The following is a 21,278-nucleotide window of genomic DNA, read 5'->3' as shown; positions in this document are numbered from 1 at the left end:
TTTACCAGAAAAGAGGGCCAGAGATCACCCCGTTTTGGCTATTTTTTCCGCTAATAGTTTTTTTACTTTTTACTCATAGGGCTAGCAAGGGATTAACCTGGTTGCACAAAGTGAAATAACACCGCGCCAATGAGTATTAAAATTATGCCGACCACCTTCAGAGTCCGCTCATCGGTCTGCACTATCTGCAGTAAATAAGCGCGCCACTGTTTTGGAAATAGCGCCGGCCCCAGGCCTTCAAATATCAGCATTAATGCTACGGCACTTAAAAATAATTGCCAGCTCATTTAGCCTCCCCCAGTTAAAATAATGGCAAAAAAAAGCCCCGAGACTAAATCTCAGGGCTTTTAAAAATGGAGCGATTACTGCGCCGAGGCGTTCTTCATGTATTTGAAGAATTCGCTGTTGGGCTCTATCACCATCACATCTTGTTTATTCTTAAAGGTGTTTTTATACGCATCAAGACTACGCAGGAAACCGAAGAATTCAGGATCCTTGTTGTAGGCATCGGCATAAATTTTTGCCGCCTGGGCATCACCTTCACCGCGCACAGAGCGGGCATTACGCTCGGCATCCGCCAGCATAACCGTCACGCGACGATCCACTTCGGCGCGCAGCTCTTCGGCTTTTTCCTGACCCTGTGAGCGGTGTTCTTTCGCTACCGCGGTACGCTCGGCGCGCATACGCTGGTAGATTGAGCTGCTCACTTCGTCTGGCAGGTTGATTTGCTTCACGCGCACGTCCAGCACTTCAATACCCAACTCGCGGGCACTTTCCGAGGCCTGAATTAAGGCATCCGCCATCAACTCGCTACGCTCACCAGAAACGATTTCACGAATAGTACGAGCACCAAAGTTGGTACGCAGGCCATTGTTTACCTTTTGCTTAAGCAGGGTTTCCGCATAGTTCTTATCACCGCGAGTACGCAGGTAATAATCACTAAAGTCTTGAACACGCCACTTCACGTAAGAATCAACGATCAAATCTTTTTTCTCGCTGGTTACAAAGCGATCCGGTGCACCATCCAAGGTTTGAATACGGGCATCCAGTTTGCGCACCTGAGCCACAAAGGGCACCTTAAAGTGCAGACCCGGCTCATACACCACGGCGTTATCGCTGTCGTCTTTTTGCACCTTGCTGAATAGCAAAACAATGGCTCTTTGTCCTTCCGGCACCACAAATACCGCAGAAAAAGAAAATACCACAGCAGCAATAATGAGGATTAAACTAAAATTTCTCACTTTTATCGTCCTCCATTAAAGCGGTCTTTAGCGAAACGGTCATTACCTGAATTCACCTGGCTGTTTTGCGATGAATTGGTGCCTAGCTTGTTACGTAAATCCTGGATGGTATTGGCATTTGGTAAAGTTACTTTTTTACCTGACGAATGCTGCTCCATGATTTTATCCAAAGGCAGATACATCATGTTGTTGCCGCCTTTCACGTCAACCAAGACTTTAGAGCTGCTGCCAAGCACCTGCTCCATGGCATCAATATACAAACGCTGGCGTGTTACCTGCTTAGCACTTTGATACTCAGGTAGCAGCTTTTCAAAACGCGCCACCTCACCCTGAGCTTCCAAAGTTACACGCTCACGGTAGGCTTCCGCTTCCTGGGTCATACGCGTAACGCGACCACGGGCACGAGGCTCGATTTCACGGGCATAGGCTTCCGCTTCACGGATAAAGCGCTCTTCATCTTCTTGCGCGGCAATGGCGTCATCGAAGGCGTCTTTTACTTCCGAAGGCGGGCGAGAGTCTTTAAAGTTCACGTCGGTAACAACCAGACCCAATTTATAAGGCTCGATAATACCGTTCAACTCTTCCCAAGTCTGCTGACGTACCACCTCACGGCCAGTGGTCAGTACCTGATCCATCTTCGCATGACCAACCACATAACGCAGGGCGCTATCCAGGGCTTGCTGAAGACTGTGATCCGCATCGGTAACACTGTACTTGTAAAGATAAGGGTCAAGCACACGATACTGAACTTCAAACTCAACGCTAACCACGTTCTCGTCTTCGGTCAGCATAAAGCCAGACGCCGACAGTGAACGTACCGCTTCGATATCCACGGGAATAACGTTTTCGATAAAGGTGGCTTTCCAACGCAGACCTGGCTCGGCGATACGGGCAAACTTACCAAACTGTAAGACCACACCACGTTCCGCTTCTTTTACGGTGTAAAAACCGCTCAAGGCCCAAATGATCAGCGCGATGATCACCACGATAAAGATGCCGGCGCCACCGACACCACCGCCTTTATTTCCGCCCTTGTTGCCGCCAAACAGACCGCCAAATTTATCGGAATACTTTTTCAGTACCTCGTCTAAATCAGGTGGGCCTTGGTCGCGACCGCCTTTATTGTCCCAAGGGTCTTTGCCGTTGCCATTGTTACCCGGCTCGTTCCAGGCCATAGCTCTACTCCATAGTTATCAATATTCGTTATTCGGGGTAATGCTAGCTTAGCATTACCTGCGTTGTCACAACGAGGCGTTAAACGCCCAGCTGTAAACAAAGAAAATCTTTAATGGTGCTACTTTAGCGTATTTTCCCATGCTAAGTAAGGTAGCTATCGATTTGTTCACCGATTTCCTTTTTCAACTTATTCCACTCGCTCATGGGTACATTCACCTGCAGCAACCAGTTGCCATCTTCGTCATGGTCTTCCTTGTTGATGCTGTTGAGGTTGTACAAGGCACCACGTAAACGCCCCTGACTCGGCGGCACACACAACAAGGTGTTGAGCATTTGCTTAGCCAGCAATTCGCTGATCGCCTGCTTTAGCAGTTCAACCCCTTGACCCTGCTGCGCCGACAACCACACTCGACGTGGCTTGCCTTCGTCGTCTCTGTCAATACGCGGCTCAACATCTTCGAGTTGGTCAATTTTGTTGTACACCAGCAATTGCGGGATCTCGTTGGCCTCAATCTCCTCCAGCACTTCCTGTACCTGCTCGATGTTTTCTTTACGGCGAGGATCTGCCGCATCGATCACATGTAACTGAAGGTCCGCTTCACGGGTCTCGGTCAGTGTGGCTTTAAAGGCCGCCACCAGGTCATGGGGCAAATGGCGAATAAAGCCCACGGTATCGGCGAGGATCACACTGCCAATATCCGGCACTTCAAGCTTACGCAAAGTGGGGTCCAGGGTCGCAAACAGCTGATCCGCTGCATACACATCCGACTCGGTCAGGCGATTAAACAGGGTCGACTTTCCGGCGTTGGTATAGCCCACCAGAGAAACACCGGGAATTTCATTTCGATTTCGCGCACGACGCCCTTGTTCACGTTGTTTCGCTACTTTATCAAGACGTTTAAGGATGTTTTTAATACGTGCACGTAATAAACGGCGGTCGGTCTCAAGCTGGGTCTCACCAGGACCCCGTAAACCTATACCACCTTTTTGTCGCTCCAAGTGTGTCCAACCGCGGATCAAACGGGTGGAAATATGGCGTAGCTGCGCCAGTTCAACCTGGAGTTTACCTTCATGGGTACGCGCCCTTTGGGCGAAAATATCTAAAATCAACGCGGTTCTATCGAGCACGCGGCATTTGCACACTCGCTCTAGGTTGCGCTCTTGTGATGGGCTTAATTCGTGATTGAATATAATGACATCTGCGTTGTGGGATTGGACAATCTCAGCGATTTCTTCTGCTTTACCCGTGCCGACGAATAGCTTGGGATGTGGTGCCTGACGGCTGCCTTGCACAACCATCAGACTACTAACACCTGCAGAAGACACCAGCATTTCCAACTCTTGAAGGTCTTCTCTATCACCTTCATGGGGAAACTCTATGTGTACTAAGACTGCCTGTTCGCCGGCTTCATAACGGTCAAACAAGCACACTGCTCCTACTGATTAAAATTCCCTTCTTCTGACTCTGGCGCGTCTGTTCCTTGCGCACCGTGGAAATTAACTGAACGGGCCGGCACTACGGTCGAAATCGCGTGCTTATACACCATTTGGTTTACTGTGTTTTCAAGCAAGATCACAAATTGGTCAAATGACTGAATTTTACCTTGCAGTTTAATGCCGTTAACTAAAAAGATAGAAACAGGAACACGTTCACGACGTAACGCATTCAAAAATGGGTCTTGTAACGATTGGCCTTTTGCCATTGTTATTTTCCTTAGTTTATAGATGTTATTATGTAACTATATCTGGAACATACTTAAAACAAAAATCGTTCCAATAATACTAGCTTAGCGAACTTACTATACGTTGCAAGTTTTCACTATCCCCACTTTCAAGCCAGGTGAGGTCCGACCAACCGCGTAACCAGGTCAGCTGACGTTTTGCTAACTGACGGGTTGCCGCAATGCCGCGAAAAACCATCTCATCATAGTCAATTTCACCGGCGATGTAATCCCACATTTGTCTATAGCCGACACAACGTATCGATGGCAAATCTGGATGCAAATCATCCCTGTTATATAAGGACAAAACTTCATTTTCAAACCCCTGCTCCAGCATTATTTTGAATCTTTTCTCAATACGCTGGTGCAGCACCTTGCGATCGCTTGGCGCAATGGCAAACTGATAAACAGGAAAATCAAGAGCTTGTGCCTTGTTTTGCTGTAACTCCGTCATGGTCTTGCCGCTAATGCGATACACCTCTAGGGCACGGTTAATACGCTGCGAATCATTGGCATTGATTTTCGCCGCGGCCTGCGGGTCTATCTGCTGCAGCTTCTGATGCAAGGCTGGCCAACCTTGCTCCTTGGCTTCTTTTTCCAACTCGGCCCGCACCGCTTCATCCGCCTCGGGCAAAGGCGACAAGCCCTCAAGCAAGCCTTTGAAATACATCATGGTACCACCCACCAACAGGGGCACCTTGCCCTGAGCGTGCAGCTCCTTGATATGCGCCAGAGCATCGCTGCGAAAATCCGCCATGGAGTAACTTTCGGCCGGGTCGATAATATCGATTAATCGATGCGGCGCTTTTGCCAGCTCTTCGGCATTAGGTTTGGCCGTACCTATGTCCATGCCCTTATATACCAGGGCCGAGTCGACACTGATCACTTCGGTATCGAAGTGCTTGCAGAGCTCAATGGCTAGATCGGTTTTACCCGAGGCCGTTGGCCCCATTAAAAATATAACTGGCAGTGTACTCACGGAACTTTAGACGCTTATTTGGTTGAGGTACTGGGATACGTCTATTTTAACGGCTTTTTGCTGTAAGTGCTGCATAATCTCGGGGCATTTTTGCAGCTGCAAGCGCCAGTTAAGAAAGTCCTGACCGTCAAAGTAAGTCTCCGGCACCTGACTTGCCAGCCATTGCAGCCAGGGCTGTTCGCCATCTTTTTCACTGAGCGGCGCCGCCAATACACACTCGATCACCTGTTTGGCGTCCACACTGTACAAACAGCTGGGTAAACGTTTGACCATCACATGCTGTTTTACCAGCTCCAGATCAAAGCCCAGCACCGCCAGCCAGGACTGGCTTGCCTCCAGCCAGATAAACTCTTCGCTATTGATAGCCACCCGCACCGGCAGTAACAGAGCCCTTCCAGGCAACTGTGCATCTTCTTCAAGCCCTTGCTGCCAAGCCGGTAATAACACACTGCGCCAATGGCCCAGGTAAAGCTCCCCTTCCTGGCTTAGGGCGCAGCGCCCCTGATTTAAAGGGAGAATGTCGACGTTTTGCCCTAAAGCTGTCGCTCCTGCCACTGGCGCGACCTGCTGCGCGGCCTGAGTAAAGCTATGCGCCTGCACCTCGCTAATGCCCTGATAATAGCGATTAGCCTGTTCAATTTGTGCCGCTTTGGGCGCTGAGCCGGGTGCTTTAGCACCATAGCCCGCACTCGCATTGCCGCCACCCGATGACGCCCTAGCTGAAGCTGATAAAGCGCTTGCCCAAGTTTGAGATTCATTCTGCGGCTGCATAAGCTGGGGCTGTAAATGGGATTTCGGATAATCACCATACTCAATCGGCGTCGCGGCTTGTGTTGGCAGCTGCGCTTCCTGGTGACCAAACAGACTTTGCTCTGTGGTGATTAACTGCTGTACCGCCTGCAAAATAAAGTCATGCACCAGGCGCGCCTGATGAAAACGCACCTCGTGTTTAGCCGGATGCACATTCACATCCACCTGGCGCGGGTCGATTTCCAAATACAGTACAAAGGCCGGCACATGGGTGGCGCCCACATGCTCTTCAAAGGCCTGGCGAATTGCATGCAAGATCAGCTTATCGCGCATCATGCGGCCATTTACATAGGTGTATTGCGGCTCGGTTTGGGTTTCCTGAGGCATGATCCAGCCGTGCAAATACAGGCCCTGTTCGCCACTTTGCAGGTGCATGCCCTGCTCGGCAAAGCCCTTTCCGGCGACCTGCGCAATACGCTTCACCGCCTGCTGTTCGGACACAGGGCGATACTGACGTACCACCTTGCCGTTGTGCGTTAAGGTCAGAGCGATATCGAGGCGGCTGAGGGCTATACGCTTAAGCAGTTCATCGATATGGCTAAACTCGGTCTTTTCGGTACGTAAAAATTTGCGCCGCGCCGGGGTATTAAAAAACAAATCTTTTACTTCGATACTGGTGCCGTCCGGATGCGCCGTCGGCTGTACCTGCACCGCCATATCCCGCCCCTCGGCAAAGGCCTGCCAGGCTTCTGCTTGCGCTGCGGGCTTGGATTTAAGCGTCAGTCGAGAGACCGAGCTAATCGACGCCAGGGCTTCACCACGAAAGCCCAAAGAGCAAATATTTTCCAGATCATCGAGACTTTTCAGCTTACTGGTGGCATGACGCGATAGCGCCAGGGTGAGCTCGTCTTTGGCAATACCGCTGCCATTATCACTAATACGAATAAGCTTATGGCCGCCGCGCTCAATGTCGACGCGAATGCGGGTAGCACCAGCATCCAGGCTGTTTTCAACCAGCTCTTTAACCACGGATGCAGGACGCTCAACAACCTCACCGGCGGCGATTTGGTTAGCCAAACGCGCCGGTAATATCTCTATACTCATAAGCTCACTTAGGTGCTGGGAATGGTCAGTACCTGGCCGATATAGACCCGATCTGATTTGAGTTTGTTAGCCCGCTTCAGGTCGCTCACCGACACACCGTAACGGCTGGCAACCACGCTTAACGACTCACCACGGGAGATCTTGTGGCGGGTTGGATTCTGCGCCTTAAGGGTGGCGAACAGGGAATCATCCGGCGGATTTTGCTGATAATAGCCGCGGATCGATTTAAACACAGCCTGCGCCAGCTTTTCCTGATGCCCCGCCGAAAGTAATAAACGCTCTTCCTGTGGGTTGGAAATAAAGCCGGTTTCAACCAGGATGGATGGAATATCCGGTGATTTCAATACCCCAAAACTCGCCGCTTGAGGCTGGCGCTTATGCATTTTCGCGACCTTGCTCAACTCTTTAACCGCTGCCTCGGCAATCTTAAATCCGGTTTTCATGGAATGATCCATGGACATATCGAGCAGCGTCTGCGCCAGGTATTTTTCACTGGCGGTATCGCGAATCACATCCGCAGCACCACCAAGAAGTTCGGAATGCTTTTCCCTGTCTTCCAGCCATTTACCGATTTCCGAGTTAGCCCGACGCAGCGACAACACCCACACCGAAGCCCCTCTTGGCTGCGGACTGGTGAAAGCATCCGCGTGAATGGAAACCAGGAAGTCAGCCTTGCTTTCACGGGCCTTGGCGCTACGTGAGTTGACCTTGATAAAGTAATCGCCACTGCGCACCAAATGCGCCTTCATGCCACGCTCGGCATTAATCAAACGCTCCAGGCGCTTGGCGATTTTCAAGGTGATGTCTTTTTCAAAGGTGCCGCTGGGGCCGACAGAACCGGGATCTTCACCGCCATGACCGGCATCTATGGCAATCACTATGTCACGATTGGTTTCAAGCAGGCGATTCTTAGGTGTTTTCTCGGCGCTTTGGTTATCGCTTTTATCGTACAGGTCGATCACCAAGCGGTCTTTATAGGGACCGGTTGGCGCCAGTGCAAAGAGCACGGGCTTTGTCGGTTTAAGTAATTCAAACACCACTCGGGTAGAGCCGGCTTTTTTTGGCTTGCTGGCGCGGATCACATCAACGAGTTGATGCTTTTTTTCTATGTTCGGAAAGTCGCTGTGTCGGGCGGTGTTATTAATATCCACCACCAGGCGCCGCGGATTACTGAGCATAAAAAAGCTGTAATCCGGCTTTTCGGCCATATCGAATACGATGCGGGTACTATCCGGCGACGGCCAAACCCGCACCCCTTCAATTTTATTCTGTGCCGATGCGGCCGCAGCCCACAGCACTAGTATGCAACTTAAGGTAATCTTGCTCGCGGTTATAATTGTTTTAAGCATTGCCTTTTAACTTCGTTACTATGTCAGCGCCTCGCTCGGTGTCGGCAAGAATGCTGATCTCACGCGCTTCGCCGTTATACTCTAAGGTGATTTTTAAATCGGCGCGAGGGACCATCCCGGCACCCTTACTTGGCCACTCTAGAATACATACGGCACTATTATCAAAATAATCCCGGATCCCCATAAACTCCAGTTCTTCGGGATCGGCTAATCGATATAAATCAAAATGATATATATTGACCTCGGGCAGTTCGTAAGGTTCCACCAAGGTATAGGTGGGACTCTTAACCTTGCCTTTATGGCCCAGCCCTTGCACTAGACCGCGACTCAAGGTGGTTTTACCCGCCCCCAGATCGCCATAAAGATAAATCACCACACCGCCCGCCACAAATTTGGCGAGAGTGTTGCCAAAGGCCACGGTGGCCGCTTCATCGGCTAAATACTGGTGAAATTCATGACTCATCTATTGCTTATCCTACTAATGCTCTTAAAACTGGGAATAAATCGCTGGCTAATAGCCCCTTGCCGCCTTGTGCCGCCGCCTGCTCGGCAGCAAACCCATGCAAGTAGGCACCAAGGCATGTCGCATCCTGAGCACTCAGGCCCTGGGCTAATAAAGCAGCTATAATACCAGATAATACATCACCCATCCCAGCACTCGCTAGTACCTCGCTGCCACTGCTGTTGATCCACAGCCTTTGCTCACAAGCAATCAAGGTACCCGGCCCTTTTAACAGCGCGGTTGCCCGATAATGCTTTACCAGCTCGGTTAGCGCCGCAAAGCGGTTGGCTTCAACTTCAACCACCGAGATATTCAATAGCCTGGCCGCCTCTTTTGGGTGCGGCGTCAGCACGGCTTTCTCTAATTCCTGAGGGTTTTGCGCCAGCAGGTTAAGGGCATCGGCATCAAGCACCTTTACTTTATCCTTCCCCTGCTTTAGCACCTGCTGCAGTAAGGTTTGAGCCCATTGGCACTGCCCCAGTCCGGGCCCTACCACCAGCACCGACGCCTTGTCGATCAGTGGCATCAATTGCTCCTGCGTCTCAACCCCATGCACCATGAGTTCAAAACGCCCCTGCAAAACCGCCATGACATTTTCCGGGTGAGTCGCCACGCTGACCAGGCCGGCACCGCAACGAAGCGCTGCCTCACTGGCCAGACGCGCGGCTCCGGCCATGCCTGGGCCACCACCTATCACCAGCACATGGCCGGCATTATTTTTATGGGCACAGGGCTGGCGCTGCGGGCGTTTTCTCATCATCTCATCATGAATTAGGCGACGCGCCTTGGGCATACAGATATGAGCAAAGGCCTGATCTACGCCCAAAGGCGCGAACCAGAGTAAGCCACATTGCGCCTTGGCTCGCCCGGTGAGCATCCCCTGTTTTAAGCCGATAAAGGTCAAGGTATGGTGCGCGGCAAAAGCGCCGGGGTAAACCTCACCGCTTGTGGCATTTACGCCGCTGGGAACATCGATGGCAATACGCACCGCACGCAATTCATTAAGATGTGTAAAGGTGTCTTGCAGCTCCGGGCTCAAAGGGCGATCCAGACCAATGCCAAAGACACCGTCTATGATCAACTCAAACTGGTGCAAATTGGGCTTGGCCACGCACTCACCACCGCCATTTTTATAGCGCTGCATCATTTCTTTGGCGTCGCTTCCCAAGTGAGCTAAGGATAACAGGGGCCACACCTGCACAGAGTAACCGGCACGTCTTAGTTGCTCGGCAACAACGAAACCATCGCCGCCATTATTGCCGCTGCCCACCAGCACCAACACTCGCTGGTTATTGGCATAATGGGCCTGCACCCAGGCGGCTACAGCGCCACCAGCGGTTGCCATCAGCTCCGTCATGCTAATGCCGCAGTGCTTGGCCGCATGCGCCTCGTTTTCTCTTAACTGTTGGGGGCTATAAGCCTGCTGTGGTAAATTAGTACTGTAGTTAAGATACATGGTTGTTTACTTTTGCCTCAAGACACTATCAATTATCCTGAACTAGCCCAGCAAATTAAGCAATGGGCAAGCGAACTGGGTTTTGCCGACGCAGCGATCTGCGATATCGATTTGCGTCAGCATGAAGCTCAGCTGCAACGCTGGCTCGATTTAGGGTATCACGGCGAAATGAACTTTATGGCCGAGCATGGCACCAAACGCTCTCGCCCGGACGAGCTGGTACCGGGCACGCAGCGGGTGATCTCCCTGAAAATGCATTATCTGCCCCCCGATGCAGGCTTTGCCAAAACCTTAAAGGACCCAAATCTGGCTTATATCAGTCGCTACGCCCTGGGACGCGATTACCATAAGCTTATGCGCAACCGCATTAAGAAACTAGGAGAGCGCATCAGCGAGCAGGTAGAAAGTCTTGGCTTTCGCCCCTTTGTCGACTCGGCTCCTGTATTAGAGCGCCAGCTGGCCGCCAAGGCCGGGCTTGGTTTTACCGGCAAACACAGCTTAATTATCGATAAGCAGGCCGGCTCCTGGTTCTTCTTGGGGGAATTGTTTGTCGATATTCCCCTGCCCGTGGATGACCCCACCGAGCGCTTAGCCAGCCAAGGGGACTGTGGCAACTGCGTGGCCTGCATGACCATGTGCCCTACCGGCGCCATAGTAGAACCTTTTGTGGTCGATGCCCGCAAATGTATTTCCTACCTGACCATAGAGCTTAAAGGCGCTATCCCCGAGCAGTACCGTCAGGCCATGGGCAACCGTATTTATGGCTGTGATGATTGCCAGCTGATCTGCCCCTGGAATCGCTATGGCCAAATCACCGCCGAGCAAGACTTTCATGCCCGAGCGCAATTACGTGACAAAAGTCTGCTTGACCTCTTTGCTTGGGACGAAGCCACCTTTTTAAAGAATACCGAAGGCAGCCCGATACGCCGCATCGGCCATCAACGCTGGCTTCGCAATATTGCCGTAGCTCTGGGTAACGCCCCTTATGATCAAGCCATAGTGCAAACCCTTGAGGAGCAGCTAGATGAAGTCGATGATTTGGTCGGCGAGCATATTCAATGGGCATTAGCGCAGCAACAACGAAAAGCACAAGCCATAGAGGTCAAGGTAATTAGCACACAAAAGAAAACTCAGCGACTTGTTCGCGCCGTTGAAAAAGGCTTAGTTCGGGACGCGTAGTTCGAGACGCTTAGTTCGGGACCTCTAGCTAGGACGAGCAATTAAGGATTCGAAGTTATAAATACCACGCACGACAAGGCATTGGTAAATTTTTGCTGTTAAAAAGAGGGATTTTTATTTAATGGGGAAAATTGGAGCGGCACACGAGGTTCGAACTCGTGACCTCAACCTTGGCAAGGTTGCGCTCTACCAGCTGAGCTAGTGCCGCTTCATAGGTCTGAAGCAAAAATATGCTGCTTCATAAGTGCTCTGAGTGAGATTCAAACGTTGAGCTAAACGAGTGAAAATTTGGAGCGGCACACGAGGTTCGAACTCGTGACCTCAACCTTGGCAAGGTTGCGCTCTACCAGCTGAGCTAGTGCCGCTTCATAGGTTGCTCTTTGTTTTATCGCTGGTCGCAACCTGAGGTTGCGGCTTTGCAATTTAGCAGCTGAGCTAGTGCCGCTTCATAAGTGCTCTGAGTGAGATTCAAACGTTGAGCTAAACGAGTGAAAATTTGGAGCGGCACACGAGGTTCGAACTCGTGACCTCAACCTTGGCAAGGTTGCGCTCTACCAGCTGAGCTAGTGCCGCTTCATATATAGCTCAAAATTAACACATTCATGTTCGTCTTAAGCGGGGCAGGATTCTACAAGATTGCCCCTTCTTTGCAAGCCCTTTTTTGGGATTTTTTTAAATTTTGAAGATTTCTGTACGATAAACCTGCAATTCCATGATCGAGTCCTTGATATCGTCCAGTGCCAGGTGCGATCCCTGCTTTTTTACCTTATCAAGTACTTCCGGTTGCCAGCGTCGCGCCAACTCTTTGATGGTACTGACATCAATGCTGCGGTAATGGAAGTAATTATCAAGCTCGGGCATATAACGCACAAGAAAACGGCGGTCCTGGCCGATGGAATTGCCACACAAGGGCGAAGCTCCTTTGGGTACCCACTGCTCTAAAAATGCCAGGGTATCAGCCATGGCCTCTTGCTCAGTTACCTCACTGGCCTTGCATCGCGCCGTTAAACCCGACTTGCCATGTTGGTTGGTGCACCACTGGTCCATGCCATCAAGTAACTCATCACTTTGCTTTATTGCTATAACCGGGCCCTGAGCCAGGATATTGAGTTCGCTGTCGGTGATTATGGTGGCAATTTCCAGGATCCTATCCTGCTCTGGGTCCAACCCCGTCATTTCCAAATCCAACCACACTAAATTCTTATCATTCACAGCCATATCAACCTAACCCTGCTTTACTTTCGGTTTAACGCAATAAGATATATCATATTAGCTTAACTCATAGACCTAAAGCTTTTTTAAAAAGGTTTAGCCCAGCTAAGTACAGAGACCGCGTGGCAAAAAAGCAAAAACTGTCCAAAGGCCAGGCTCGACGCATTCGAGCCAATCATCAAAAGCGCTTACAACGCGCTAAAGAAAGCTCAGCCGACACCCAAACAAGCGAATTCGATAGCGATAACCTCGGCGCTCAGGAGCCCGGGGTTGTGGTCAGTCGTTTTGGCCAACATGCCGACATAGAAACGCCCGACGGCGATGTACTTCGCTGTAATATTCGCCGCACAGTAACCAGCCTAGTCTGTGGCGATGAGGTGCTGTTTCGCCGCGCCAACGTCAGCGACGGCGATATTGCCGGCGTGGTGGAACTGGTTGAAGAGCGCCGCTCTCAGCTTACCCGCCCGGACTTTTATGATGGCGTTAAGGTGGTGGCCGCCAACATCGACCAGATCCTTATGGTATCGGCCGTGGTGCCCGAGTTCAGCACGCAAATTATCGACCGTTATATCGTTGCCTGCGAAGACATGGGCATAGCCCCTGTATTGCTGTTAAATAAGGTCGACATGCTTGAGGATGAAGACCGCGATATGTTTATGGAAATACTCGCCGAATATCATGAGCTGGGCTACGACATTCATCTGGTCAGTAGCCACAGCGGTGAAGGCATAGAGCACCTTAAAGCCGAGCTGGTCGATAAAAACAGTATTTTCGTGGGGCAAAGTGGCGTCGGTAAATCAAGCCTAGTTAATACCCTGCTGCCCGATGCCGAGATCCTCACTCAGGAAGTCTCCTCTAACAGCGGCCTAGGACAACATACCACCACTGTCTCGCGCCTGCATCACCTGCCCAGCGGCGGTAATCTAATTGACTCACCGGGAATTCGTGAATTCGGTTTATGGCATTTAGAGCCTGAGCGTGTGGCTTGGTGTTTTAAAGAGTTTCGCCAGTTCTTAGGCGGCTGTAAGTTCAGGGACTGCAAACATCTGGACGATCCGGGCTGTTTATTACGCGAAGCCGTGGAAAATGGTGATATTGCCGAGTTTCGTTTTGAGAACTACCACAGGATTATCGAATCCATGGCAGATGGCCGCGCCGGGGCACGTAATCCAAGAGTGTAAGCCGAGCGCTAACCCGCGGCGGCAAGAAACGGCCGCCAACGCCTTGCCTGTTTATTAGGCTATGGTTTTTACTCCTTGATTTAGCTACCATTCGTAAAAATATTTTGAGAATTAAACAGTGAACTTAGATAAAGTAAAAATTGCTTTTCAATATGCATTGCCAAAACACGGCGTATCCCGTTTGGTTGGTAAACTGGCTGCTGCCAAAGCGGGTAAACTAACCACAGCCCTTATCAAGTTGTTTATTAAACAATATAAAATTGATATGAGCGAAGCATTGCATGAAGCTCCCGAGCATTACCAAACCTTTAATGAGTTCTTCACCCGTCCTCTTAAGCCGGGTATTCGCCCCTTGGCTGAAGATGCAAACATTGTCGCCCACCCGGTGGACGGCGCCATTAGCCAACTCGGTGATATTCTTGATGGTCAATTAGTGCAGGCCAAGGGCCACTACTACAGCCTTGAAGCCCTGCTTGGCGGTAAGGCCGAGGATGCCCAGCCGTTTTTAGGCGGTAAGTTTGCTACCATCTACCTGGCGCCCAAGGATTATCACCGTATTCATATGCCTGTCGATGGTACGCTAAAACGCATGATTTACGTGCCGGGCGATTTATTCTCGGTTAACCCGTTAACGGCGCAAAACGTGCCTAACCTGTTCGCCCGTAACGAGCGTGTGGTAGCCATATTCGACACCGAGATCGGCCCCCTTGCCATGGTCTTGGTCGGCGCCACCATAGTCGCCAGCATAGAAACCATTTGGGCCGGCACGGTAACACCACCAGCAGGTAAAGACGTGTTCAGTTGGGATTACCCGAGCACAGGAGACCGCGCCGTGCACCTGAAAAAAGGTGAAGAAATGGGCCGCTTTAAACTGGGCTCCACAGTAGTAATGGCTTGGGGTGCTAATCAGGCCGACTTTATCAGCACTCAAGTGCCTGAAGCCGTCACCCGCATGGGCACGCCTTTTGCGAAATTAGTCGACTAGACACTTCCCCAGGATGGTCAGGTTGTAACTCTGACCATCCATAATCGCCACCTTAGGCAACTCGCCCCACTGGCTAAAACCAGCCTGTTTAAACAAGCGCATGCTCGGTATGTTATGGCTGAATATAAAGGCCAACAAATTGGTCACCCCCAAACGATGCGCCTGCTGCTCGGCAAATGCCAGGCTCAGTTTGCCTAATCCGCGACCGCGCACCGATTCACAAAGGTAAATTGCGATCTCCACGGTTTGCTCGTAGGCAGGACGACCATAGAAGGATTTAAAGCTCAACCAGCCCACCACCTTATCACCTTCTTTGTAAACATAGATGGGGCGTTTATCGTTATGGGATAGAAACCACTCTCGACGCGACTCAACGCTCACCAACTCGGTGTCGGCGGTCACCATGCGACTGGGGATGGTTTGATTATAAATGGCGACTATACTGGGTAAGTCTTCAATCTGTGCAGGTACAAACATATTTCAGCCACAAGCTGGGTGATCTAATGTGCCGATACTAACCTATATATTAAAACTAACAATAACTTGAGAACGAACATGTTTAAATTATTTCTCGCCAGCTTATTCTTATTGGCTACGAGCCTGGCTTATGCCAGTGACAACCAGGAATGTGGCGACTTTACCGATATCCAAGTGCGCAAACTGCGCTCCGAGCAAAGCATCAACCTTTGTGAGTTTAAAGACTCGCCCTTGCTGATAGTCAACACCGCCAGTAATTGCGGCTTTACGCCCCAATTTAAAGAGCTCGAACAGCTGCATCAAAAATACAAAGACCAGGGGCTGGTGATTTTGGGTTTCCCTTCCGATGATTTTTTCCAAGAAGAAGATGAGGAAAAAGACACTGCCAAGGTCTGCTTTATCAATTATGGCGTGACCTTTACCATGATGGCGCCGGTGTCGGTGCGTGGCTCAGATGCCCATCCGGTATTTCAATACCTCAACAAGAAAACCAGCTCGCCCAATTGGAACTTTTACAAATATCTGGTGAGCAAGGATAGACAGCAGGTACAACGCTTTAACAGCCGTACCAAGCCGCTGTCGAGCGAACTTACCAAGGCAATTGAACAAGCTCTCGCTCACAAAGACTAAACTTTAACACAATTACGGTGGCCAACTCAGGGCTAGCGAGCTAGTCTTGTCTCATTGATTATAAAGAAGATATGGAGAGTAAATATGACATTGGCAAGTGCGCGTCACATACTGGTAGACAACGAGGCCCTGTGTCTTGATCTGAAGGAACAAATTGAGCAAGGCGCTGATTTTGCAGAATTAGCAAAGTTGCATTCCATGTGTCCAAGTTCGCAAGATGGCGGTGCCCTCGGTGAATTTGGCCCGGGTATGATGGTGCCAGAATTTGATAAAGTGGTATTTTCGGCCCCTCTTAATGTAGTTCAGGGCCCGGTGCAAACCCAGTTCGGCTATCACCTTCTTGAGGTTACCAGTCGTAGCGATTAATTCCTTTAAATTTCAGTTGCATTGACCGCCAAGCCTGTTATGTTTGAGCTCTCGAACACAGACTCACGCTTACGGCAGGTTTGGCAATGCAACTGTATGGCTCCAACACGTCTCCTTTCGCTCGTCGCTTACGCATCTGGTGTAAACAGCACAATCTAGCGGTTTCTTTTCAACACCTTGATATTTTTTCGCCCGATGGCAGAAAATTCCTTTTGGCTCACAGTCCAGTGGCTAAAATTCCCTTTTTGGTCGATGGCGAACAGGTCATTTACGACTCCAATGTGGTGTACGAATACCTAAGTGCGCACTTTAAACTGCCCAGCATGAGTTGGGATGAGCGCAATCAACTCACGGTTATCAATGCCGCCAATGACTCGGCCATAGAGCTGCTGTTAAGCCAGCGCTCCGGCTTTGACACCAATGAAGAACACTTATTTTTCGACTTGCAAAAACAGCGTATCGCCCTGTGCCTTGATGCCCTAGAGCAACAGGTAGCGGCTATACAGCATAGCTACGTATGCGCCAGCCTGTTTTGTCTACTTGATTGGCTACAATTTAGAGAGCTGCATGATGTAACGCCTTACCCGGCACTCATGGCTTTTTGGCAAGCCCAGAAAACATCACCACACGCACAAGCAACCGATCCAAGACAGGGGTAATTAAGATGGCACATGACGACATTGAAATTGAATCGCAGTGGGAATTATTCTGCGACCAAGTGCAACAAAGTAAAGAGATCTGGTTGCTCGGCAGTGATGACGGCGGTATCGCCTCGGTCAGCTCCGCCTATGACGACAACCAGGATGTATTGCTTATGTGGCACAGCGAAGAGCTGGCTCAGGCGCAATGCACAGGTGACTGGCAAGGGTTTAGCCCTTTCTCATTGCCCCTCGAGGAAGTGCTTGAGGACTTCGCCCCTCAGTTAATCGATGATAATGTCATGGTGGGTATCAACTGGGATAATCAGGTCTGCACCGAGCTGTCGGCCAAGTCCTTGGTGAGCGCGCTAACCGATTAATACCTAGTGAAGAGCCATTTAGGCCGGCGGCCATTTACCAGTATGGAGTTGCATACCCTGTTTTCCGGGTATGTTTATGGTGATGACAAACAAGCGCGCGAACAGCCCAAGCATTGGCATTTTTGGCTGCCGCTGCTGGCCTATTACAGCGGTGGTTTTAGCGATGAACTCGCTTCCTTAGAACTGGGTGATGTCGATATCACCAGCACCATCCCCGTGCTACACCTGCACACCCATGGCAAGATCAAGGCCCGTAAAATTCCCATCCACCCGCATTTGTTTGCCTGTGGTCTGAGTGAATATGTCGATTTCGTCAAAACGCAACAGCACAGCCGCTTATTATTCGACTTACCATCAAAGTCAGGGCGTTACAGTGAAAAGGCCCGTATTTGGTTCTCTGGTGAAGGCGAGCGCACCGGGTATATGCAAAAATGCCATCTGCCGACCGTGGATCAACAAGGTCATAAAACCGCGCTCAGCAGTTTGCGCCTTAACTTTGAGCAAAGCATTCGCATCAGCGCCATGCAGCTTGGCTGCAAACCCGGCTTTTATTATCTGATGGGGCTAAAAGACTACCCCGAAGATGATTTTACCGATCTGCGCACCCTGCAAAAGATTGTCCGCGGGGTACGCATAGTTAATGCTCATAGCCATTGGCAGCGCTTCTGCGCCCGCAGCTAACTAGGGCGCCTTATCCTCACAGACAAAAGCCAGCTTATCGCCCTCGGGCAAATAGCTCAGTCGAGTGATATTTCCTGCACAGTATTCGCTTAAATCATGCCACAGGCTGGCCGCTTTGGCGCTCTGTAACTGCTTTTGATATACCCGCCCGCCGTAGGCATAAGCTATGCTCTTATCCGTCACCCAAGTATAGTCCTGCACTCCTTGTGGCAAACGAAACAGCTGGGTCACGGTTTTCGTGTCCGCAGCAAAGGTGCTAAACCAGTTTTGCAGGTCCTGTTGCTGGGTAAAGGTGAAGACACCCAGCGCCGCGTTATAGCTAAAGCCACGACCCGGATTATCCGCCACATGATGAATTTTTTCCGGCTCGGCCAGATTAAAGTATTTGGCGCTGTGCGGCTCACCAAGGGCAAAAACCAGCAAGTCCTGTTGAGGACCCCAGGCGTGATAACCTATGGTCAGGCTGTTATCCAGGATGCGCTCGCTGGACGCCGATTCAGCCAAGGGGTAATACCAGAGTTTTTGGCTGGCATCGGGTTCAACCACCACGGCCGATAAGGCGTTTAAACCCGGCACCAAGGTTGGTGAATATTCGCTGTAAGCCGGGGTGTTACTGATATTACGGCGGCCTTGGGTGGCGAAGTCGTAAAAGAAGATCTCCTTCTGTGCCTGCTTATCGGTGCCGATTTCATAACTGTAGTAGACGCCAGCCTTACTTATCGCAGGTTGATTACTGTAAGTTCCTCGTTCGCTTACCGCCAGCACTTCGGGTTGTCCCTGCTCATCGTGTTGCAACAGCAGGATTTGGCTCTGGGCCAAGGCCAGCGGGCTGCAACACAGCAAGCTTAATACCTTTAAAGTCGTTAATTTCATTATTGTTTTCGTTCTTATTTTTGCTCTTAAATTTGCCCTTCTATACTAGCGTGAAATCCCTTTAGGGCAAACCGCGCCTTGATTTAACATGGAAGCCCCTTTATAAAGGGTATTTGAGTTAACAAACGATTAATCTTATGTCGGCCAAACATCCCATTGTCGCGATTACCGGTTCTTCAGGTGCGGGCACTACCACCACCACCAATGCCATTAAGCATATTTTCCGCAGCCTGGACGTCAACGCCGCGTTTATCGAAGGCGATAGCTTCCACCGCTATACCCGCCCCGAGATGGATAAGAAAATACGCGAAGCAGAGCAACAAGGTCGTCATATCAGTTATTTTGGTCGTGAAGCCAATGATTTTGCCGCCCTAGAACAGCTGTTTACCAACTATGGCGAAACCGGCAGCGGCAAGGTGCGTCGTTATCTACATACCTTTGATGAAGCCGTGCCCTACAACCAACTTCCGGGTACCTTCACACCCTGGCAGGATTTAGAAAGCGGTACAGATTTGATGTTCTACGAAGGCTTACACGGTGGTGTGGTTGACGAAGAGCATGATGTGGCCAAGCATGTCGACCTCCTGATTGGCATGGTGCCCATCATCAACCTTGAGTGGATACAAAAACTGATCCGCGATACCTCGGAGCGTGGACACTCCCGAGAGGCGGTGATGGACTCCATACTGCGCAGCATGGATGATTACGTAAACCATATCACCCCGCAGTTCTCGCGCACTCATATTAACTTTCAGCGCGTGCCTACTGTGGATACTTCCAACCCTTTTAGTGCCAAGGACATTCCCTCACTGGACGAAAGCTTTGTGGTGATCCGTTTTCGTGGCATCGACAGCGTCGACTTCCCCTACTTTTTGCAGATGATAGATGGCAGCTTTATGTCGCGAATGAACACACTTGTGGTGCCCGGCGGTAAAATGGGTTTGGCAATGGAGTTGTTGTTAACGCCGCTGATCAAAGAATTATTAGTGAAAAAGCGGGCTTTAGAACATTTAGCGCCAGCAGATTTACCCATCTAGCCGGCGCTAATAAAGCTTAAAGGATTAAGCTTCTGGTAGGTTGCGACCGTAGAAGATCTCTTGGATCTCGCGGTTTAAACGCTCACGGATTTCTTCCTGCTCGCTTTCTTCAAGCTCATCGGTGGTTACACCGAACAGGTAAGTATTTAAATCCGTTTCTTTAAGCATCATCTTGGTGTGGAACAGGTTCTCCTGGTACACATTCACGTCCATCATCTGATACAGCTCTTTGGTATCATCAGTCATGTAATTCTGAATCGAATTAATAGCATGGTCGATATAATGCTTAACACCGTTAACGTCACGGGTAAAACCACGCACACGGTAGTCAATAGTTACCACGTCCGATTCCAACGAGTGGATCAGGAAGTTCAACGCTTTTAGTGGCGAAATAATGCCACAGGTTGATACTTCGATATCGGCACGGAAGGTACAAATACCATCATGCGGGTGCGACTCTGGGTAGGTGTGCACACAAATATGGCTTTTATCCAGGTGCGCAACCACAGACTCGGGTAATGGCCCCGGCGTTTCTTCGCTGTCAAAGCTCTGTTCGTCTACCGGCTCTTCCGAGATCAGAATAGTTACACTGGCCCCTTGAGGGTCATAATCCTGACGGGCAACATTAAGGATATTGGCGCCAATAATGTCAACGACTTCACCAAGAATGTCCGTAAGACGATCAGCACTGTATTGCTCATCAATATATTCAATGTATTCTTTACGTTGTTGCTCTGTTTTCGCATAGCAAATATCGTAAATACTAAAACTTAAGCTTTTGGTTAAGTTATTGAAACCATGAAGCTTAATTTTATCAAAGGGCTTGTTCACTATAAACCAACCTCAAACCTAGTCACAAAAGTCACTCAGGGACTCAAAAAAGAGGGCGGATTTTAGCCCAATTTGGCTCCCTTAAAAAGTACTTTTTAAACGATTTCTTGTACTTCAAAACTATGGGTTATTTGCACCGACTTTTCCAGCATAATCGCCACCGAGCAATATTTATCCGCAGACAGGGCTACGGCACGCTCAACATGCTTCTCGCTCACCTCGGTACCGGTAACGATAAAGTGCAAATTAATCTTTGTAAACACGCGAGGTGTTGTCTCGGCACGCTCACCGCTTAGCTGCACCTGCACACCACTTACCTGCTGACGCGCCTTTTTTAGAATGCTAACCACGTCCACCGATGAACATGCACCCGCCGACATTAACACCATTTCCATCGGCGACGGCGCCTTAGGATCACTGCCAGTATCAAACACCACGTTATGGCCAGAATGTGAAGTACCGATAAAGGTGTCGCCCTCAACCCACTTTACGTTTGCTTGCATGTAAACCTCGTTGTTTAAATTAAAATC

At 50.1% G+C, this 21,278-nt stretch carries 24 protein-coding genes and 3 tRNA genes; 9 read left to right on the top strand and 18 right to left on the bottom strand.

Annotated elements, in window-relative coordinates; genetic code table 11:
- Nucleotides 1–92: 92 nt before the first annotated feature.
- The 10 genes from C2M34_RS04235 to C2M34_RS04190 all read right to left on the bottom strand — a co-directional run bounded on the left by C2M34_RS04235 (nucleotide 93) and on the right by C2M34_RS04190 (nucleotide 10,278).
- Nucleotides 93–287 (bottom strand): DUF2065 domain-containing protein, encoded by a 195-nt coding sequence (locus tag C2M34_RS04235; RefSeq protein ID WP_105200101.1) that lies wholly within the window; start codon nucleotides 285–287, stop codon nucleotides 93–95.
- Nucleotides 288–362: 75 nt separating this feature from the next.
- Complete coding sequence (gene hflC / locus C2M34_RS04230; protein ID WP_105200100.1) at nucleotides 363–1,241, bottom strand: protease modulator HflC; 879 nt, start codon at nucleotides 1,239–1,241, stop codon at nucleotides 363–365.
- 2 nt (nucleotides 1,242–1,243) lie between these two features.
- Entirely contained in the window at nucleotides 1,244–2,416 is a 1,173-nt protein-coding gene (gene hflK, locus C2M34_RS04225; protein WP_105200099.1) for an FtsH protease activity modulator HflK, read from the bottom strand.
- Between the two features lie 142 nt (nucleotides 2,417–2,558).
- Complete coding sequence (hflX, locus tag C2M34_RS04220; RefSeq protein WP_105200098.1) at nucleotides 2,559–3,842, bottom strand: ribosome rescue GTPase HflX; 1,284 nt, start codon at nucleotides 3,840–3,842, stop codon at nucleotides 2,559–2,561.
- An 11-nt stretch (nucleotides 3,843–3,853) separates the two neighbouring features.
- Nucleotides 3,854–4,120: an RNA chaperone Hfq gene (hfq, locus tag C2M34_RS04215; protein WP_105187956.1), complete on the bottom strand. Its 267-nt coding sequence runs from the start codon at nucleotides 4,118–4,120 to the stop codon at nucleotides 3,854–3,856.
- A 79-nt stretch (nucleotides 4,121–4,199) separates the two neighbouring features.
- Nucleotides 4,200–5,117 (bottom strand): tRNA (adenosine(37)-N6)-dimethylallyltransferase MiaA, encoded by a 918-nt coding sequence (gene miaA, locus C2M34_RS04210; protein ID WP_105258149.1) that lies wholly within the window; start codon nucleotides 5,115–5,117, stop codon nucleotides 4,200–4,202.
- Nucleotides 5,118–5,123: 6 nt separating this feature from the next.
- Nucleotides 5,124–6,971: a DNA mismatch repair endonuclease MutL gene (gene mutL / locus C2M34_RS04205; RefSeq protein ID WP_105258148.1), complete on the bottom strand. Its 1,848-nt coding sequence runs from the start codon at nucleotides 6,969–6,971 to the stop codon at nucleotides 5,124–5,126.
- Between the two features lie 8 nt (nucleotides 6,972–6,979).
- On the bottom strand, nucleotides 6,980–8,320 hold the full coding sequence (locus C2M34_RS04200; protein WP_105258147.1) for an N-acetylmuramoyl-L-alanine amidase: 1,341 nt from the start codon (nucleotides 8,318–8,320) through the stop codon (nucleotides 6,980–6,982).
- A complete protein-coding gene (gene tsaE / locus C2M34_RS04195; RefSeq protein WP_105258146.1) occupies nucleotides 8,313–8,783 on the bottom strand; it encodes a tRNA (adenosine(37)-N6)-threonylcarbamoyltransferase complex ATPase subunit type 1 TsaE in 471 nt (156 codons plus the stop codon). Before tsaE ends, C2M34_RS04200 begins: the two co-directional genes overlap by 8 nt.
- 7 nt (nucleotides 8,784–8,790) lie before the next feature.
- Nucleotides 8,791–10,278, bottom strand: a complete 1,488-nt coding sequence (locus C2M34_RS04190; protein WP_105258145.1) for an NAD(P)H-hydrate dehydratase — start codon at nucleotides 10,276–10,278, stop codon at nucleotides 8,791–8,793.
- A gap of 12 nt (nucleotides 10,279–10,290) precedes the next feature.
- Between C2M34_RS04190 and queG the strand changes: the two genes are divergently transcribed.
- On the top strand, nucleotides 10,291–11,457 hold the full coding sequence (queG, locus tag C2M34_RS04185) for a tRNA epoxyqueuosine(34) reductase QueG (protein WP_105258144.1): 1,167 nt from the start codon (nucleotides 10,291–10,293) through the stop codon (nucleotides 11,455–11,457).
- Nucleotides 11,458–11,589: 132 nt separating this feature from the next.
- Here queG and C2M34_RS04180 read toward each other — a convergent pair.
- The 4 genes from C2M34_RS04180 to orn all read right to left on the bottom strand — a co-directional run bounded on the left by C2M34_RS04180 (nucleotide 11,590) and on the right by orn (nucleotide 12,675).
- Nucleotides 11,590–11,665 (bottom strand) — tRNA-Gly (locus C2M34_RS04180).
- Between the two features lie 81 nt (nucleotides 11,666–11,746).
- Nucleotides 11,747–11,822: transfer RNA gene (locus tag C2M34_RS04175), tRNA-Gly, on the bottom strand.
- Between the two features lie 132 nt (nucleotides 11,823–11,954).
- Nucleotides 11,955–12,030: transfer RNA gene (locus C2M34_RS04170), tRNA-Gly, on the bottom strand.
- Between the two features lie 99 nt (nucleotides 12,031–12,129).
- Nucleotides 12,130–12,675 (bottom strand): oligoribonuclease, encoded by a 546-nt coding sequence (gene orn, locus C2M34_RS04165; protein ID WP_105200092.1) that lies wholly within the window; start codon nucleotides 12,673–12,675, stop codon nucleotides 12,130–12,132.
- 116 nt (nucleotides 12,676–12,791) lie between these two features.
- Between orn and rsgA the strand changes: the two genes are divergently transcribed.
- Nucleotides 12,792–13,850 carry a small ribosomal subunit biogenesis GTPase RsgA gene (gene rsgA / locus C2M34_RS04160; protein ID WP_105200091.1) on the top strand — a complete coding sequence of 353 codons (1,059 nt, stop codon included), beginning with the start codon at nucleotides 12,792–12,794 and terminating at the stop codon, nucleotides 13,848–13,850.
- A 118-nt stretch (nucleotides 13,851–13,968) separates the two neighbouring features.
- Nucleotides 13,969–14,835 (top strand): archaetidylserine decarboxylase, encoded by an 867-nt coding sequence (gene asd / locus C2M34_RS04155; protein ID WP_105200090.1) that lies wholly within the window; start codon nucleotides 13,969–13,971, stop codon nucleotides 14,833–14,835.
- Here the strand turns inward: asd and C2M34_RS04150 are convergent.
- Nucleotides 14,824–15,312, bottom strand: coding sequence for a GNAT family N-acetyltransferase (locus C2M34_RS04150; RefSeq protein ID WP_105258143.1), 489 nt, complete (start codon nucleotides 15,310–15,312; stop codon nucleotides 14,824–14,826). The two genes, asd and C2M34_RS04150, sit on opposite strands and share 12 nt — an antisense overlap.
- Nucleotides 15,313–15,390: 78 nt before the next feature.
- Here C2M34_RS04150 and C2M34_RS04145 point away from each other — a divergent pair, with 78 nt between their 5' ends.
- The 5 genes from C2M34_RS04145 (at nucleotide 15,391) to C2M34_RS04125 (ending at nucleotide 18,007) form a co-directional block, all read left to right on the top strand.
- On the top strand, nucleotides 15,391–15,942 hold the full coding sequence (locus C2M34_RS04145; protein ID WP_105200088.1) for a glutathione peroxidase: 552 nt from the start codon (nucleotides 15,391–15,393) through the stop codon (nucleotides 15,940–15,942).
- A gap of 84 nt (nucleotides 15,943–16,026) precedes the next feature.
- The gene (locus tag C2M34_RS04140; RefSeq protein WP_105200087.1) at nucleotides 16,027–16,308 is read left to right on the top strand and encodes a peptidylprolyl isomerase; all 282 of its coding nucleotides are present in this window, start codon (nucleotides 16,027–16,029) and stop codon (nucleotides 16,306–16,308) included.
- Between the two features lie 86 nt (nucleotides 16,309–16,394).
- Nucleotides 16,395–16,967 (top strand): glutathione S-transferase family protein, encoded by a 573-nt coding sequence (locus C2M34_RS04135; RefSeq protein ID WP_105200086.1) that lies wholly within the window; start codon nucleotides 16,395–16,397, stop codon nucleotides 16,965–16,967.
- 5 nt (nucleotides 16,968–16,972) lie between these two features.
- Nucleotides 16,973–17,326 carry a DUF2750 domain-containing protein gene (locus C2M34_RS04130; protein WP_105200085.1) on the top strand — a complete coding sequence of 118 codons (354 nt, stop codon included), beginning with the start codon at nucleotides 16,973–16,975 and terminating at the stop codon, nucleotides 17,324–17,326.
- Between the two features lie 6 nt (nucleotides 17,327–17,332).
- Nucleotides 17,333–18,007, top strand: a complete 675-nt coding sequence (locus tag C2M34_RS04125; protein ID WP_105258142.1) for a hypothetical protein — start codon at nucleotides 17,333–17,335, stop codon at nucleotides 18,005–18,007.
- Here the strand turns inward: C2M34_RS04125 and C2M34_RS04120 are convergent, their stop codons facing one another.
- A complete protein-coding gene (locus tag C2M34_RS04120) occupies nucleotides 18,008–18,880 on the bottom strand; it encodes a hypothetical protein (RefSeq protein ID WP_105258141.1) in 873 nt (290 codons plus the stop codon).
- Between the two features lie 137 nt (nucleotides 18,881–19,017).
- Here C2M34_RS04120 and C2M34_RS04115 point away from each other — a divergent pair, with 137 nt between their 5' ends.
- A complete protein-coding gene (locus C2M34_RS04115; protein ID WP_105200082.1) occupies nucleotides 19,018–19,917 on the top strand; it encodes a phosphoribulokinase in 900 nt (299 codons plus the stop codon).
- Nucleotides 19,918–19,941: 24 nt separating this feature from the next.
- On the opposite strand, the gene speD is transcribed toward C2M34_RS04115, so the two are convergent.
- Nucleotides 19,942–20,748: an adenosylmethionine decarboxylase gene (gene speD / locus C2M34_RS04110; protein ID WP_105200081.1), complete on the bottom strand. Its 807-nt coding sequence runs from the start codon at nucleotides 20,746–20,748 to the stop codon at nucleotides 19,942–19,944.
- A gap of 95 nt (nucleotides 20,749–20,843) precedes the next feature.
- Nucleotides 20,844–21,251: an OsmC family protein gene (locus C2M34_RS04105; protein WP_105200080.1), complete on the bottom strand. Its 408-nt coding sequence runs from the start codon at nucleotides 21,249–21,251 to the stop codon at nucleotides 20,844–20,846.
- Nucleotides 21,252–21,278: the final 27 nt, after the last annotated feature.

Source organism: Pseudoalteromonas sp. T1lg88 (genome assembly GCF_002964765.1).
Taxonomy (GTDB): Bacteria; Pseudomonadota; Gammaproteobacteria; order Enterobacterales; family Alteromonadaceae; genus Pseudoalteromonas.
This window is presented reverse-complemented; position numbering and strand designations above follow the sequence as displayed.

Coding starts and splice junctions, on each gene's coding strand:
- C2M34_RS04200 (WP_105258147.1), bottom strand. CDS start 8,320: ATGCTTAAAACAATTATAACCGCGAGCAAGATTACCTTAAGTTGCATA.
- orn (WP_105200092.1), bottom strand. CDS start 12,675: ATGGCTGTGAATGATAAGAATTTAGTGTGGTTGGATTTGGAAATGACG.
- C2M34_RS04105 (WP_105200080.1), bottom strand. CDS start 21,251: ATGCAAGCAAACGTAAAGTGGGTTGAGGGCGACACCTTTATCGGTACT.
- C2M34_RS04130 (WP_105200085.1), top strand. CDS start 16,973: ATGGCACATGACGACATTGAAATTGAATCGCAGTGGGAATTATTCTGC.
- C2M34_RS04150 (WP_105258143.1), bottom strand. CDS start 15,312: ATGTTTGTACCTGCACAGATTGAAGACTTACCCAGTATAGTCGCCATT.
- hflK (WP_105200099.1), bottom strand. CDS start 2,416: ATGGCCTGGAACGAGCCGGGTAACAATGGCAACGGCAAAGACCCTTGG.
- C2M34_RS04135 (WP_105200086.1), top strand. CDS start 16,395: ATGCAACTGTATGGCTCCAACACGTCTCCTTTCGCTCGTCGCTTACGC.
- hfq (WP_105187956.1), bottom strand. CDS start 4,120: ATGGCAAAAGGCCAATCGTTACAAGACCCATTTTTGAATGCGTTACGT.
- C2M34_RS04140 (WP_105200087.1), top strand. CDS start 16,027: ATGACATTGGCAAGTGCGCGTCACATACTGGTAGACAACGAGGCCCTG.
- tsaE (WP_105258146.1), bottom strand. CDS start 8,783: ATGAGTCATGAATTTCACCAGTATTTAGCCGATGAAGCGGCCACCGTG.
- C2M34_RS04190 (WP_105258145.1), bottom strand. CDS start 10,278: ATGTATCTTAACTACAGTACTAATTTACCACAGCAGGCTTATAGCCCC.
- C2M34_RS04120 (WP_105258141.1), bottom strand. CDS start 18,880: ATGAAATTAACGACTTTAAAGGTATTAAGCTTGCTGTGTTGCAGCCCG.
- mutL (WP_105258148.1), bottom strand. CDS start 6,971: ATGAGTATAGAGATATTACCGGCGCGTTTGGCTAACCAAATCGCCGCC.
- C2M34_RS04235 (WP_105200101.1), bottom strand. CDS start 287: ATGAGCTGGCAATTATTTTTAAGTGCCGTAGCATTAATGCTGATATTT.
- C2M34_RS04145 (WP_105200088.1), top strand. CDS start 15,391: ATGTTTAAATTATTTCTCGCCAGCTTATTCTTATTGGCTACGAGCCTG.
- C2M34_RS04115 (WP_105200082.1), top strand. CDS start 19,018: ATGTCGGCCAAACATCCCATTGTCGCGATTACCGGTTCTTCAGGTGCG.